Here is a 15,658-nt window from a genome sequence, read left to right on the forward strand (position 1 = left end):
TATTTATTCACAACGATTACTTTTCAGAGTTGTACACTGCTATTTTTTCTATGTTGATAGTGACATCATCATAGCCAGTAGGATCGACGGCGACGACCGATCGCCATCGAGAGGAATCGATATCTCTATAGGCGACTATCACCCCAACAAACCGTGTGTTTTGTCCCAATGTCATCGCATATTCACGGGTTTCTGATGGTTGTAATTCCAACTCATCTTTACGGATAAGATCGGGACCAAGAACGCTTTCAGCAGACTCATCAAGGGTAAAAAAATCTTGCGTGTCAAAGATAGTCCGTGAAGATAGTTCAAATATTTTAACCACCACAGGTGATGGTCGATTATTAATGTCTGGATTAATGTCAGCACTGGCATTAAACGTAACGTCTGTTGATGGAGGAACAACTGCATTAATTGTTTTACAACCAGAGTTAAGTAATAAAAAGCTTACTAATATGATTCGGTATAGACCTAACTTTAATGTCATTTAATAGCCCTTAGTAAATTATAACGTTTTGATTTTATTGTCGTATGCTTTAACAAAATCATCTGATAATGCTGCAGCACTGTCTTGCATAAATTCGTGTTTCAAATCTGAGTGTAAGCTTTTATATAGCTTCCAATGACGCATTTGTTTCTGTCCTGGTACTAACATGTCTGCCAGAGATTGGCTTTGTGTTTTAGATTCAATAGACTCAGGATCTAATTGATTTAATAACCCTCGGATAGCGCCTAACGTCCCAGCCGTTAATGCAGCATCATGTTTTCGGCCATCATTAAATGCCTCGGAAATAGCTTGTTGTGATGATAAAAAGCTGGCACTTTTTCTTAAAAATAAATTTTGGAAAACATCATCAATATTGGCTGAGAATTTTAATGGGTTATTTTCCTGTTGCTGAAAAGTAGTTTGATTAATTCGAAACTCAGTTTTAAGCTTTGAACGTTGGCGTAAAGAATCCATGAGTCCGGTTAACATAGATTGCATGCTCTTACCCAATTCAAACATCAATTCTTCGCTTAGCACCTTTTCATAGTCTTGTTGATTTACTCCCATACCTTGAAAAAAAGCCTTACTTAACACTGATGCTGAAGTAATTTGAGTGTTTATCGAGGGCTTTGATTCAGGTATCACAGGAGCATCTTTTTTAACGTCTGCTTTTGCTATTTTAGTCTCGACAACAGGTATCACAGGCGCTTGAGCAACTTCCACTTTGGGTTCTGGCGCAACAGTAGAGCTAGGACGTGCTTGAGAATGTTGGCCAAAAATATCCTTATCCCATTCTTCAGGGATAGATAAAGGTGGTTGAAAGTGGTCTTGTAAATCAGCGTTCATTTGCGATAGACCTGCTGATTGTTGCCGAGATTGCTTGAGCAACATTGCAGAATCAAATCCAGCTAAATCAGACTCAAACCCAGTATCAAGAATTGATGAGGATGAAGTCGATAACGCATGATGATCATCCAAGGTTGTTGCAACAGGAGCATGTTGTACACTGGGTTGCTGATGAGTGTGTTCAGAGGTAGGTAAACTCTGCAATTTAGCACTGATTTCATAATCACCAAAAGTGAATAAATCATCGACCTCAATTTTATGTTCACGATTGCTGCCCAAGGCTTCAACGGCACGATTAACGTATAAACCATTAGTTGATAAGTCTTCAATGTAAAAACCGTCACTGCGCTTAGTGATCCGAGCATGAGTACCAGAAACCACCTTTTCAGGATCGGGTAAATGCCAATCACACGTATCTGAGCGACCTAGCGTCAAAGTATTAATAACTGTTTTTGTTATAATTTGCTCAGGAGATAACCTGTGATAGCTCAAAATCTCTAGCGATAATTCCATTTTTATTACATCTTCCTTCATCAACATACAACGATTGATCAATCACTACAGAGCTATAAACGTTGAACACCATTAAGACGTTCATACATTTCATTACCCCGAGCAAATAACTCTCTGGCAGTTTTCAGATATTGCTTTTCTAGATACACGTTTGCCTGGCGTAAAAATGACGCCGCGAGACGTTTATCAAGCGTCAGTAGGGGATCAAAATCATCAGGTAAATTTGTGGCAAGATCTCTTACTTCTTTATCAAATTCATGTAGATCTTTGGGATCATCAATCGCTTTTAGTCTTGCGGTTAATTGCTCAAATGTATCCCGATAATAAACCTCAGCGGCGTCATACGGATAATCAACAGTTTTGCCTTTTGCCGTCGCATTGTGATACTCATTCAATGCTTTTACGGCAACTTTTAATTGTGCACCATAGGCAATTAAAGACTTAGCTTCAGGATAGTTTGCAAACACATTTTCACCCGTAGTGATAAGTTCGCTAATTTGATTAATATCGTGTTTTTTTAATGCACTATCAAAGGTGCTTGCATAGAGCGTATATTCTTCATTACTAGCAAGATATACATAATTAGGCTCAACAAAGCTTAGTCCATCAACAATAGCCTTAATATTATTGGTCCCTTGCTCGTTATAACGAGCTTGAGATAATAAAAGACTCAAACGTTCAGACAGAGCATCAACAACCAATTGTTTACTTCGTTCAGCTTGATTTTTCATTTGCAGCAAACGAACTGAATCAGGATAAAAACGCTCTATATCATTAATAACTTCAGCTATTTTTACATAATCCTGATAGAGGCCATTATCACTTTTAGGTAAGGAAGCAATACGTTGTTCAACGATATCCAACACTTCTGATTGATGTGTTTTTAATAGACCATTTTTAATGATGCTTTTAGATTCAGGAATACTGTCAATTCGGGCTAATAAGTCTGAAGCTGGGATAAACTCAAATGCTTGAACTTCACTTTTTGCCTTATTTGTTATCGCCACTTTATTATTCAAGTTATCTAATTGCACTTGATAGTATTGTTGAATTTGAAATCCCCCAATAACCAAAATAGTACCTGCTGCAATGGCAGTTAAAATCGGCCAAGTTTTACGGTGTAAAGTGCTGATTATCTGATCAATTGATGATGCTCGTTGCGCCTTTTTGAGTGCCAAGCCTTTTTTGAGTGTAGGCCACAAAGACATGCTGATATGCTTAGGCTTGACCAATTTATTCTTGGTAACGTCAACTTCATTTGCTGCGACACGCTGATAGGGATGTTTACTTGTAAGCAGTTCATAGCTAATGCATGAAAAAGCAAAAATATCATCTTCCGCACAAGCATCTTCGCCAGTTAGCTGTTCAAAGCTAGCATATGCTGGAGTGTAACCTGTTAATGATGAGTCTTGATCTACCTCAGCAAGTGCGTAGCGGTCTTCTCTTTGTTGCAAGTTTTTTGCAACACCAAAATCGAAGACTTTAATATTACCTTGGCGAGTCAGGAAAATATTCGATGGTTTTAAATCTGTATGAACAATACCTTGATGATGCGCATACGATAAGGCTGAAGCTATCTGATCAATGATTTTCATTGATCCTTTGAAATTAATCCCCATCGGTTTGGAACGTTTAATGACTTGGTCTAATGATTCACCGTCTAACCACTCCATGACCATAAAGTGAAAGCCATCATCAGTATCAACATCATACACTCGGATGATATTTGGATGAGAGAGTTTTTGGGTTTGCACCGACTCTTTAATCAGGACTTGTTGAGCTTCGGGTATATCAGATAACTGAGGCAATAATACCTTTATTGCAACAAATGGCTCACTGACATTTAACGACTCTAAGTACAGGTCTTTGGCACGGTATATATCACTCATACCTCCATGACCAATTTTTGATTCAATTAAATATCGATTTTTGAAACATTTGCCAATCAAATTAACTTTGTTAGCATTATTTTCAGAATTGTCTAATCCTGCTATGACAGTTTTGTCTTCAGCTAAGTTATTTGGTGTTTTACTCTTATCCATAAGTACAGGTTAATCCCTTGATATTATCCTAAAGTATGTAAACTAACGTCCTAGTGAATCAAAATAACCACAATATGTTGCAGCAAGCAAACTCAAAAAACAACATTTAAAAACCAGCAAAATAAATTTTATATAAATCAGTTTAAATTAACTACCCATTAGTATGTATTGAAATAAAAACACATTAAAAAGTATGTCTTATTAAGATAAATAAATATCAAATCATCAAAAATATCGTTTTCCTATTGACCCAATAAAACATAATCGGTAATTTACGTCTTCTTTTTAATGGACCACAGTTTTAAAGGATTAAGTCAAATATGAGACCGATCAATCTTTCATTAGCAGGTGTTGTGTTATTAGCACTTACGGGCTGTCAATCAGCACCCGTTACTGTATCAGAACCCATCAAAACATTTTCAATTTCTCCAGAGTGTATTGAATATACCTTACAAACAGATGATGAAATGATTGTAGGATTTAGACCTGTGTATTTCGAACTGAATAGCGATAAGTCATACAGTAAGCTTGATGCGCACATGTCTTGCGTTGCTACTTATTTAGCTAACCACGTCGATAAAGAACTTAACATTCAAGGTTTAACCGACGATAAAGGTACTATAAAGTACAATAAAGCACTGGCACAACGTCGTGCTGATGGAATCGTAGAGTACTTAGTTTCTTTAGGTGCGTCATACGATCAGTTAGTTTCTAGCACTAAAATTATTGAAGATAATGGTGTTAGACTAACCAGCTCTGAGCGTTCAAAAACTCGTCGAGTTGACTTTATCATTACTGACAAATCTTCTTAAATTTTATTTGAGTGATTTGAAATAATATTAAGTTAACATTATTCTCATAATTAAGGTTCAGCTTACTGTTAAGCTGAACTTTAATTATTACAGCCCTTTAACGTCACCCGCCACCTTAACCATTCAATCTTAAAGCCATTATCATTCTCAGCCATAGTTATAGTTATAGTTATAGTTATAGTTATAGTTATAGTTATAGTTATAGTTATAGTTATAATTATAATTATAAAAATATTATTACTTCAGCTTAGTTAACTTTATAAATATAATTTTCCTCATAAAAATCTAGAAGAAACAATACTGCATCATCAAGGATGTTTTATCGTGTGACACTTTAACAATAAATTTTGCTTACACAGTGTCCCATGAAATTTCATTATCTTTAATTACCGCCACTATTTCTGGATTGCACTATTAATTATCCATTTTACGCTACGACTGAAAAGATTATTGATTATTGATTATTGATTATTGATTATTGATTATTGATTATTGATTATTCACATTTAACTTTTTACACTTAGCACATAAAATTTTTAGCTTTACTTCATCATTTAAGCCATCCCGTTTATAGCAATACTAATAAGAAAAAATAGCGATTCCTTTAATCAGTAATACCTCGCCCTTACTTACGGTTAGATACGGATGCACTCACTTTTAGACCAAGAACCAACCACAGTAACTGATGAACTCAATAGTGATGAATCCCAATTAATCTATTAGACCAACAATTAATTATTTTCACCAATTTAACATTCTCAATATGACTAACCTCATCGAATAAAAAATGTAAACTACTGTTATATATGGATAATAAAATATGGCACATTTAGTGCTTAACTGTTTGTTAATTAACATTGATAACAAATAACACGTGACGTTTACTTACTTAGGCATAACATAAGCTGACTCACGTCATTTAACTACATATAGAATACTGGCAGGTACCACATGGATAGGTTCATCAACGTGAAAAAAATAGCATTCCCTTTACTTTGTATTGCTGCGCTTAGCGGTTGCACTGGCGAAGAAGAGCAAGTAAAAGAAGAACAAAAATTTGCTATTCCAGTCGAAACAGCACTCGTCGCCACAGGCAATGTTTCTTCTTTTTACAGCACGACAGCAACACTGGAGGCACCACAGGAATCCCATGTGATGAGCCGTATTGCAGGTATTATTGAAACTATAAATGTTGAAGAAGGCGACAGAGTGACTAAGGGGCAAATACTTGCGGTAATTGATGCCAAACGTCAGCGTTATGATTTCAATCGATCTGAAGCCGAAGTGCAAATTATTCAACAAGAACTAAATCGTTTAAATAAAATGAATAACAAAGAGTTTATTAGCCAAGATCAAATGGCTAAACTCGAATTCAATTTACAGGCAGCGAAAGCGCAACGTGACTTAGCCGAATTACAAGTTAAGGAAAGCCAAATTGTCTCGCCCATTAATGGCGTTATTGCCGAACGTTATGTCAAAGCCGGCAATATGGCTAAAGAGTTTCAAGAACTGTTTTATGTGGTAAACCAGGACCAGCTTTACGGTATATTGCATTTGCCAGAGCAGCAACTTGCTAGCTTACGTATTGGGCAACAAGCCAGTATTATTCAACAACATCAAGGGACAACATCTAATATTATCGATGCTAAGGTACTGCGAATTAGCCCTGTTGTAGATGCGCAAAGCGGCACCTTTAAAGTGACATTAGCCGTACCTAATGAAGATGCAACATTAAAAGCAGGCATGTTTACACGGGTTGAGCTTAAATACGACACCCACTTAGATGTACTTACAGTACCTTATAACGCTTTAATCAACCAAGACAACACTCAAGCTTTGTATGTGATTAAAGACGCTAAGGCCCAGCGACGAGAAGTGAGTTTGGGCTTTCGTGAAAATAACACAGTAGAAATTTTATCAGGCGTAGAAGCGGGCGAACAAATCGTCATCCGCGGTCAGCAAAATCTTAAAGACCAAGCCTTGGTAGAAGTAATTACCCCACTTAGCTTCGCTGCTATTCGATAACGGAGCGGGATAATGTCGATAATCAATACGTCTGTTAACCGCCCGGTTACTGTGTGGATGTTCATGCTAGCTGTGATGCTTTTTGGTATGGTTGGGTTTTCTCGCCTTGCGGTAAAATTATTACCCGATTTAAGCTATCCCAGTGTCACTATCCGAACGGCCTATGATGGCGCGGCGCCAGTTGAAATTGAACAGCTGGTTTCAAAACCGATTGAAGAAGCTGTTGGCGTGGTTAAAGGGTTACGCAAAATCAGCTCAATTTCGCGCTCCGGTATGTCTGATGTAGTACTCGAGTTCGAATGGGGCACAAATATGGACATGGCGAGCCTTGAAGTCCGCGAAAAAATCGACACTATCGAGCTGCCATTAGACATTAATAAGCCATTATTATTGCGTTTTAACCCCAATCTTGACCCCATCATGCGCTTAGCTTTTTCATTGCCTGATGCCGATGCTGAGCAACTAAAGCAAATGCGTACCTTTGCAGATGAAGAATTAAAACGCCGCTTAGAAGCCTTATCGGGGGTTGCTGCAGTTAGGTTGTCGGGAGGATTAGAACAAGAAGTTCACATTGAATTAAATCAACAAAAATTAAGCCAACTCAATCTGAATGCCGACCAAATTAAGCGCCGAATTAATGAAGAGAACATCAACCTATCGGCAGGTAAAGTGATCCAAGGTGATAAAGAATACTTAGTCAGAACCTTAAATCAATTTAACTCTCTTGAAGAATTAGGCCAAGTCATCGTTTATCGCGATGGTCAAACCTTAGTCAGATTATCTGATGTTGCTGATATCAGTGATGCCTATAAAGAACGCAGCGACATTACCCGCATCGGCGAAGTAGAATCGATTGAATTGGCGATCTACAAAGAAGGTGACGCCAATACTGTTGCGGTAGCGCAAAAAATACGTACAGAACTCGATAAAATTAACCAAGCAAGTGAGCAGAATCAGTTAAAGATTATTTACGACCAATCTGAATTTATTGAAAGTGCCGTGAATGAAGTGACCTCAGCTGCGTTATTTGGCAGTTTACTGGCGATGTTAGTTATCTACTTGTTTCTACGTGATATTATTGCCACACTTATCATCTCAATCTCAATTCCCTTTTCAGTTATTGCGACATTCAATATGATGTATTTTGCTGATATTAGCTTAAATATTATGTCGTTAGGTGGCATTGCATTAGCCATTGGTTTACTGGTCGACAATGCGATTGTGGTATTAGAAAATATTGACCGTTATAAATCTCAAGGCATGAGTAAGATTGAGGCTGCGGTCACGGGTTGTAAAGAAGTCTCTGGGGCCATTTTTGCTTCAACCCTGACCACTCTGGCAGTATTTGTGCCTTTAGTGTTTGTTGATGGTATCGCAGGCGCTTTATTTGCCGACCAAGCACTCACTGTCACCTTTGCCCTGCTCGCCTCATTGTTTGTCGCCTTAACAGCGATTCCTATGCTGGCTTCACGCCAAGGTTTTACCAGTCTGCCGCAACCGCTAGAAGTCGCGATAAAACCAAAACCGACTAGCCGTAAAGGTAAAATTGGCTATTACTTATTAGCCGTGTTGAGCTTTCCCTTTAAGCTACTATTTAGCTACTTACCCGCTGGATTGTTAACCGCTATTATCGTTATTAGTCGTTTTGTAAGTAGCGTTTTTGGCCTATTACTAAAACCTATTTGCGCTGGATTTAATGTCATCTACCGCATAGTGGAATCATTTTATTACCGAGTCCTTCACCATGTCCTGCGCCACCAAGTCTTCACCCTTATCATTGCGCTAGTGATAACTCTGGCATCAACTAGTCTATTGCCTAAGCTCGGTGTTGAGCTGATTCCACCAATGAATCAAGGTGAGTTTTATGTCGAAATTTTATTACCACCTGGCACAGAAGTCAGTGAAACGGATGCGGTATTACAACAATTAGCCTTATCGATTAAAGACCGTGAGGATGTTAAGCATGCCTATAGTCAAGCAGGCAGCGGCGGATTAATGACATCTGATACTGCTCGAGGCGGTGAAAACTGGGGCAGATTACAAGTGGTACTAAATGATCCTTTAGCCTTTACTACGGTTAGTCAGGTACTGCGCAATACAGCTAGAAATATCCCCGAACTCGAAGCGCAGATTGAGCATCCTGAATTATTCAGTTTCAAAACCCCGCTTGAAATTGAGTTATCAGGTTATGATTTAGTGCAACTTAAGCAAAGTGCTGATCAGCTGGTAAAAGCCTTGTCTGAATCAGATCGCTTTAGTGACATCAATACCACCCTACGTGACGGGCAGCCAGAGATCAGCATTCGCTTTGATCATGCTCGCCTTGCTGCGTTAGGTATGGATGCACCCACTGTCGCTAACCGTATTGCTCAACGTGTCGGTGGCACTATTGCCAGCCAATTCACCGTGCGTGATCGTAAAGTGGATATTTTGGTGCGCAGTGAATTAAATGAGCGCGATCAGATAAGCGACATTGAATCATTAATCATTAACCCCAATAGCGCCCAGCCTATTCCGTTAAGTGCCATCGCTACCATTGACTTACAAATTGGTCCATCAGCGATTAACCGTATTAGCCAACAACGCGTGGCTATCGTGTCATCGAATTTGGCCTACGGCGATTTAAGTGAAGCCGTACTTCAAGCACAACAAATATTGACTCAACAGCAATTCCCAAGCTCTATTCAAGCCAGATTTGGTGGCCAAAATGAAGAAATGGAACAATCATTTGACTCATTAAAAATTGCCCTCGTTTTGGCTATCTTTTTAGTGTACTTAGTGATGGCCAGCCAGTTTGAATCCTTGTTACACCCATTATTAATTTTGATTGCTGTGCCCATGGCCGTAGCAGGCAGCATTATTGGTTTATTTATTACCGGTACTCATTTAAGTGTCGTGGTGTTTATTGGTTTAATTATGCTGGCAGGGATTGTGGTCAATAATGCCATTGTATTGGTGGATCGCATCAATCAACTGCGCCAAGAAGGCATGGATAAGCTCACGGCAATTAATCAAGCTGCACAATCTCGCTTGCGTCCTATCATGATGACCACGTTAACCACAACGTTAGGTTTATTGCCTATGGCAATAGGGATTGGCGATGGCAGTGAGGTCCGCGCGCCCATGGCGATTACAGTGATTTTTGGTTTAAGCATGTCTACCTTGCTCACATTGCTGGTTATTCCTGCCTTATATGCGCTATTTGACCGCAAACAATACACCCAAAATGATGAAGAGCTGAACACTGCGGAGACGCCAGCATGAATATCACTCAGCTAGCCATAAAGCGCCCCGTAACCACCTGTATGTTCTTCTTAGCCATCATGTTATTTGGCATGGCGGCCAGTAGAATGCTGCCATTAGAAATGTTTCCAGGGATTGATATTCCACAAATTGTGGTGCAAGTCCCGTATAAAGGCTCTAGCCCAGCAGAAGTTGAACGCGATATAACCAAAGTTCTGGAAGAGTCACTTGCCACCATGAGCGGCATTGAAGAGGTGCGATCCGACTCGACTCAAGATGGGGCTTTTATACAGCTCAACATGAAATGGGGTGAAGATGTTGCCACTAAGAGCCTTGAAGCGCGTGAGAAAATAGACTCGGTACAACATTTACTTCCCAAAGATGTCGAGCGGGTGATGATCCAACAGTTCTCAACTGCCGACATGCCAGTGCTCACTATCCGCATATCAAGCGAGCGCGAACTATCAAATGCCTTTGATTTATTGGATAAACAGTTACGTAAGCCACTTGAACGCGTTGATGGCGTGTCGAAAGTCACTCTTTATGGTGTTGAACAAAAGCAGATTGAAATCCGCCTTGATGCCGATAAATTAGTGGCATCAAGCCTCAACAGTCTCGATTTACGCTCGCGTTTACTCGCTGAAAACTTTGTCATTAGTGCCGGTACGTTAAGAGAAGACTCGAGAGTGTACCAAGTCTCGCCAAAAGGTGAGTTTACCAGTCTTGATGACATTAATAATCTGGTTATTGTACCGGGTATTCGCCTGCAAGATATTGCTATGGTGAGCTATGCCCTGCCAGAAAAAATTGAAGGCCGACATTTAGACCAAAAATATGCTGTGGGAATTGATGTATTTAAAGAGTCAGGCGCCAATTTAGTTGAAGTATCTGATCGGGTACTCAAGGTCATCGAGCTGGTTAAGCAAGATCAGCAATTTAATGGCATCAAGCTATTCATTATGGAAGATCAAGCCTATGGGGTTAAATCATCGTTAAAAGACTTACTGTTGTCTGGTTTGATGGGAGCAGTATTATCATTTGGGGTGCTGTATCTATTTTTACATAACCTTAAAATGACCTTAGTGGTTATTTCATCTGTACCGATTTCTCTATGTATGACATTGGCCGGTATGTACTTTTTAGGCTACAGCTTAAATATTTTATCTATGATGGGATTGTTATTAGCCGTCGGCATGCTGATTGATAATGCAGTGGTTGTCACCGAAAGCGTGCTGCAAGAAAAACAAGCCGCACACATTGACGATACTTGTCAGAGAAAAGCGAACCAACAAGCCGTGTTAACTGGCGTGGATAAAGTCTCTTTAGCCGTTCTGGCGGGAACCTTAACCACTGCCATCGTGTTTTTACCGAATATTTTTGGCGTTAAAGTGCAGCTAACCATCTTTTTAGAACATGTTGCTGTAGCGATTTGTATTTCGCTTGCAGCATCATTGTTGGTCGCTAAAACCCTGATCCCATTGATGCTCAATCACTTTCATTTTGATGTCGAAACCACTACAGACAATAACCGTTTGGGACGATTTTATGAGCGCAGTCTCACTTGGATTTTAACCCGACCAAAACGTTCTGGAGTCATTGCCTTAGCAATATTAGTGTCAACCGCATTGCCGTTAAGCATGGTGAAACAAGATCAGGGTGACGGGGAAGGTAATGACCGTTTGTACATTAATTATCAATTAGAGGGTCGGCATAATTTAGCGGTTACCGAAGCCATGATTAACAGCATGGAAAGCTACTTATATAGCAATAAAGAAAAGTTTTACATTGATGCGGTTTACAGTTATTACGCGCCGCAAGATGCGCAATCGACCATTTTATTGCAAAAAGACATCCCGATAGATATTGGCGAACTAAAGAAAATGATCCGCGAAGGCTTTCCTAAGTTTTCCATTGCCACACCTCAGTTTGGCTGGGGCAATGAAAATAACGGTATCCGTGTGACCTTAACCGGACGCTCGACAACTGAGCTCATTCGGATCAGTGAGCAGGTGATGCCATTACTCGATAATATTGAGGGTTTGGTTGATGTGCGCTCGGAAGTGAATGGCGCTCAGCAAGAAGTGGTTGTGGTAATAAACCGCGAAATGGCAGCCAGACTGGATTTAACCTTAAGTGATATTGCTTCAAATATTGCGATCGCGTTAAGAGGCTCGCAGTTACGTTCATTTCGCCATGATCCTAGCGGCGAGCTTCGCATTGAACTGGCCTATGACAAAAGCTGGCAAAACTCGCTTGAAAAACTTAAACAGTTACCTATTATTCGCCAAGGTGACCGAGTCTACACCCTTGACAGTTTAGCCGAAGCCACTGTAGTTCCTAGATTTGACACTATTCGTCATTTTAATCGCCAAACAGCATTATCCATTGGCGCAAACCTTGAGGATATGACAACCGAAGAAGCCCAAACTAAAATCACTCAAGTCATGGACTCGGTCAACTTCCCTTATGGATACGGCTACTCACTGCGGGGTGGGTTTGAACGCCAAGATGAAGACCAGTCAATTATGGTCGTCAATATGATTTTGGCGATTGCGATGATCTATATCGTCATGGCAGCCTTGTTTGAGTCATTATTGTTACCTACCGCTATTATCACCTCAATTCTGTTCTCAATAACGGGAGTATTTTGGGCATTGTGGTTAACCGGCACCCCCATGTCGGTAATGTCGATGATTGGAATTCTTATTTTGATGGGCATTGTGGTGAATAACGGTATTGTATTGGTTGATCAAATCAATCAAATGACACCTGATTTAGATAAACTAAGTCACACGATTATCAGTGTGTGTATTACACGTCTTCGGCCGGTACTAATGACAGTGGCCACCACGGTACTGGGGTTAGTTCCCTTAGCTATGGGAGATACACAGATTGGCGGCGGTGGACCACCCTATTCCCCTATGGCAATTGCCATTATTGGTGGGTTAACCTTTTCAACGGTAACTAGCTTATATTTAGTACCATTATGTTACCAAGCCTTGTATCTCATGCGCCATAAAGCCGCGATAAGATTAGGAGTATCGAATACATTTGCCCAAAAAATACTCCCGTGGACCAAGTAGTTTCTAGGTGCTTTAATCTAAAGCGATTAGTGCATGCTATCGGGCATTAAGCCGCAATAAGTTTTAGGCATTAAACCCATTTGGCCAAAATAGCCCTCTCGAATTAAGACATCAGAGCACTTAATACTTAGCGTTAAGTGCTCTGAACCAGTGTAAGCTAGCGAACCGATACTTTAGACCTTTGTATGATTTATCATTGCTGTATATGTGATCAAATTGTTAACCTAGGCAGTACTAGTAACAATAAAACAATTGTTAAGACAGCAATGGGGAATAATAATGAAATTAAGATTTCAACGTCATATCATCGGACTCAGTGCACTCGCTTTGCTAGCACTCACTCAAACAGCTGCCATGGCTGATGATAAATTTAATGATGTGACCATTAAGTCGAAAAAACTCGATAATAATACTTACATGTTTATTGGTGCTGGAGGCAACATTGGAGTTTCTGCTGGCAGTGATGGCATATTGATCATTGACGACCAATATGCCCCCTTAGCCGATAAAATTACCGCGGCACTGAATCAAATTCAACCAGGTGCTCCCAAGTACATAGTCAACACTCATTACCATGCAGACCATACTGGCGGCAATGCTCACTTTGGTGAACAAGGTACAATCTTAGCTCATCATAATGTTCTCAAGCGTCTTCAAGCACAAAATAAAATCGCCTCCTCAGCCCTGCCTGTTATCACTTATGGAGACAATATATCCATTCATTTTAACCAAGATACTTTAGAGATTATCCACCTAGGTCCCGGACACACTGATGGTGACAGCGTAGTGATATGGCAAAAGGCTAATATTATTCATATGGGTGATTTATATTTCAAAGATCGTTTCCCATACATTGATTTAGATGCCGGAGGATCGGTGACGGGTTATCGTGAAAACGTCAGCTTGATATTGGATCGTTTAGACAACAAGACCAAAGTGATCCCAGGCCATGGCGATTTAGCCGATAAAAATGCACTGTTTAAATTTAAGCATATGCTAGATGACAGCATTAATTGGATGCGCGGTGAAATTGAACTAGGGCACGATTTAGCCAGCATCAAAAAACAAGGTGTACCAGAAAAATACGCTGATTGGAGTTGGGAATTTATCTCTGCAGATAAATGGATTGAAACTTTATATCAAGATTTATCCACCCAAAGGTAACCTTAGTATCGTTGACGGTTTATCAAGGTAAATCTTGTCGCGTCATATAATTAATCTGATGTGATGGTCTCCAGAGGTTAATGAGCTTGCCTTTATCGGCAAGCTTTTTTTATGCTGTAAAGCCCTAAAAGTAAATTAGCCATTAAGGTAGTATTAGATGTGTTTGCCTAATAAATATAAAAAAAGCGTCCAACGGACGCTTAATCATATTATACCCAGAGTTACTGTTTTAACGTTATTAAATAACTAAGGGTATTTAGTAACTAGGGTTATTCAGAAACTAAGGTTGTAGCACGATTTTCCAGCAAAACCGGAATACCTTCGGTAATAGGGTAAGCTAACTTATCAAACTTGCAGATAAGCTGTTGTGACTCTTTGCCGTATTCAAGCTTGCCTTTGCACACTGGGCAAGCCACAATTTCGAGTAATTTTTTATCAAATGCCATGAGACAATCCTTTTTTAATTTGAGCCACTTGCTGTAGTCGGCTCAACAATGCGTGATCAAATTCTGAGTTAAGCTTCGCATTTACAGGTAAATACCACCAGTTTGATTGTGCAAAATCGCGACATTTAACCGCATCTTTTTCAGTCATTAATAATGAATGTTGCACAGATAACGCATTTAATTGCTTTGCGTCAAAAGCCTGATGATCTGCAAACTCAACGGTTTGTACTACTTTATAGCCTAACTGGCTAATACTACTAAAAAAACGTTGTGGATTACCTATACCAGCCATAGCCACCACACTGTCCTGCTGACTAAATTCATGGTGCAGAAGACTGTTGATCTGGCAAAGCGGCGCTGGCTCCAAAGTCATCAACACTTCACCGTCATAAGCCGGACCGCCATTGTTAATGATAAAATCAACCGAATTTACACGCCACAAACCTTCTCGTAACGGACCTGCGGGTAATAGACAATGATTACCATAACGGCGTTCACCATCGACCAAGGCTATTTCAATATCACGCTCCAAAGCATAATGCTGTAAACCATCGTCACTAATGATGACATCAACATCAAACTCAGAGAGTAAAGCCTGAGCGGCACTAACTCTACTGGCGCCAACAACCATAGGCACTTGAGTACGAGCCACTATCATGGCCGGTTCATCACCAACCTCACAGGCTTTGGCATGATGATTAACAGCCATTACGCCATCAATATTCACCCCATAACCTCGGCTTATCACCCCAGGTTTATAACCATGTTGTCGTAATAACTCAATTAAATAAATCACTGTGGGGGTTTTACCACTGCCACCAGCGGTAATATTACCGACCACTATCACAGGCACGGGTAAAACTTGTGCCTGTTTAAGCCCAAAACGAAACAGTCCACGGCGAATAGTAGATATGAGCCAAAATAAACCGGACAATGGCAGTAATAACCATTTGGCTTGATGACCTTGATACCAAATCCGATGAATAAACTGTTGCAT

Annotated in this window: 10 protein-coding genes; 5 read left to right on the forward strand and 5 right to left on the reverse strand. The window is 39.9% G+C overall.

The genetic code is table 11. The annotated features are described in order from the left end of the window. Positions 1 to 16: 16 nt before the first annotated feature. The 3 genes from tssJ to GW828_RS01815 are packed head-to-tail and all read right to left on the reverse strand — an operon-like array spanning position 17 to position 3,888. Positions 17 to 487: a type VI secretion system lipoprotein TssJ gene (gene tssJ, locus GW828_RS01805; protein WP_124015780.1), complete on the reverse strand. Its 471-nt coding sequence runs from the start codon at positions 485 to 487 to the stop codon at positions 17 to 19. Between the two features lie 18 nt (positions 488 to 505). Beyond that, positions 506 to 1,846 carry a type VI secretion system-associated FHA domain protein TagH gene (gene tagH, locus GW828_RS01810; RefSeq protein WP_273057001.1) on the reverse strand — a complete coding sequence of 447 codons (1,341 nt, stop codon included), beginning with the start codon at positions 1,844 to 1,846 and terminating at the stop codon, positions 506 to 508. Between the two features lie 53 nt (positions 1,847 to 1,899). After that, a complete protein-coding gene (locus GW828_RS01815) occupies positions 1,900 to 3,888 on the reverse strand; it encodes a serine/threonine-protein kinase (RefSeq protein WP_273056999.1) in 1,989 nt (662 codons plus the stop codon). A gap of 320 nt (positions 3,889 to 4,208) precedes the next feature. Between GW828_RS01815 and GW828_RS01820 the strand changes: the two genes are divergently transcribed. From GW828_RS01820 to GW828_RS01840, 5 genes are all read left to right on the forward strand, one after another. Further along, positions 4,209 to 4,700, forward strand: a complete 492-nt coding sequence (locus tag GW828_RS01820) for an OmpA family protein (RefSeq protein WP_182697086.1) — start codon at positions 4,209 to 4,211, stop codon at positions 4,698 to 4,700. A gap of 951 nt (positions 4,701 to 5,651) precedes the next feature. Next, the gene (locus GW828_RS01825; protein ID WP_182757121.1) at positions 5,652 to 6,725 is read left to right on the forward strand and encodes an efflux RND transporter periplasmic adaptor subunit; all 1,074 of its coding nucleotides are present in this window, start codon (positions 5,652 to 5,654) and stop codon (positions 6,723 to 6,725) included. Between the two features lie 12 nt (positions 6,726 to 6,737). Next, positions 6,738 to 9,989: an efflux RND transporter permease subunit gene (locus GW828_RS01830; RefSeq protein WP_273056995.1), complete on the forward strand. Its 3,252-nt coding sequence runs from the start codon at positions 6,738 to 6,740 to the stop codon at positions 9,987 to 9,989. Further along, positions 9,986 to 13,051 carry an efflux RND transporter permease subunit gene (locus tag GW828_RS01835; protein WP_273056993.1) on the forward strand — a complete coding sequence of 1,022 codons (3,066 nt, stop codon included), beginning with the start codon at positions 9,986 to 9,988 and terminating at the stop codon, positions 13,049 to 13,051. The genes GW828_RS01830 and GW828_RS01835 overlap by 4 nt, the downstream gene beginning before the upstream one ends. 279 nt (positions 13,052 to 13,330) lie before the next feature. After that, entirely contained in the window at positions 13,331 to 14,215 is an 885-nt protein-coding gene (locus GW828_RS01840) for an MBL fold metallo-hydrolase (RefSeq protein ID WP_182742928.1), read from the forward strand. Positions 14,216 to 14,484: 269 nt separating this feature from the next. Here GW828_RS01840 and GW828_RS01845 read toward each other — a convergent pair whose 3' ends face one another. Together GW828_RS01845 and lpxK are read right to left on the reverse strand one after the other, a co-directional pair. Next, on the reverse strand, positions 14,485 to 14,661 hold the full coding sequence (locus GW828_RS01845; protein WP_273056989.1) for a Trm112 family protein: 177 nt from the start codon (positions 14,659 to 14,661) through the stop codon (positions 14,485 to 14,487). Then, a complete protein-coding gene (gene lpxK, locus GW828_RS01850) occupies positions 14,651 to 15,658 on the reverse strand; it encodes a tetraacyldisaccharide 4'-kinase (RefSeq protein ID WP_273056987.1) in 1,008 nt (335 codons plus the stop codon). Before lpxK ends, GW828_RS01845 begins: the two co-directional genes overlap by 11 nt.

It is taken from the genome of Shewanella vesiculosa (assembly GCF_009994065.1).
GTDB lineage: Bacteria > Pseudomonadota > Gammaproteobacteria > Enterobacterales > Shewanellaceae > Shewanella > Shewanella vesiculosa.

Coding starts and splice junctions, on each gene's coding strand:
- GW828_RS01835 (WP_273056993.1), top strand. CDS start 9,986: ATGAATATCACTCAGCTAGCCATAAAGCGCCCCGTAACCACCTGTATG.
- GW828_RS01820 (WP_182697086.1), top strand. CDS start 4,209: ATGAGACCGATCAATCTTTCATTAGCAGGTGTTGTGTTATTAGCACTT.
- GW828_RS01845 (WP_273056989.1), bottom strand. CDS start 14,661: ATGGCATTTGATAAAAAATTACTCGAAATTGTGGCTTGCCCAGTGTGC.
- GW828_RS01825 (WP_182757121.1), top strand. CDS start 5,652: ATGGATAGGTTCATCAACGTGAAAAAAATAGCATTCCCTTTACTTTGT.
- tssJ (WP_124015780.1), bottom strand. CDS start 487: ATGACATTAAAGTTAGGTCTATACCGAATCATATTAGTAAGCTTTTTA.
- GW828_RS01840 (WP_182742928.1), top strand. CDS start 13,331: ATGAAATTAAGATTTCAACGTCATATCATCGGACTCAGTGCACTCGCT.
- tagH (WP_273057001.1), bottom strand. CDS start 1,846: ATGGAATTATCGCTAGAGATTTTGAGCTATCACAGGTTATCTCCTGAG.
- GW828_RS01830 (WP_273056995.1), top strand. CDS start 6,738: ATGTCGATAATCAATACGTCTGTTAACCGCCCGGTTACTGTGTGGATG.
- lpxK (WP_273056987.1), bottom strand. CDS start 15,658: ATGCAACAGTTTATTCATCGGATTTGGTATCAAGGTCATCAAGCCAAA.
- GW828_RS01815 (WP_273056999.1), bottom strand. CDS start 3,888: ATGGATAAGAGTAAAACACCAAATAACTTAGCTGAAGACAAAACTGTC.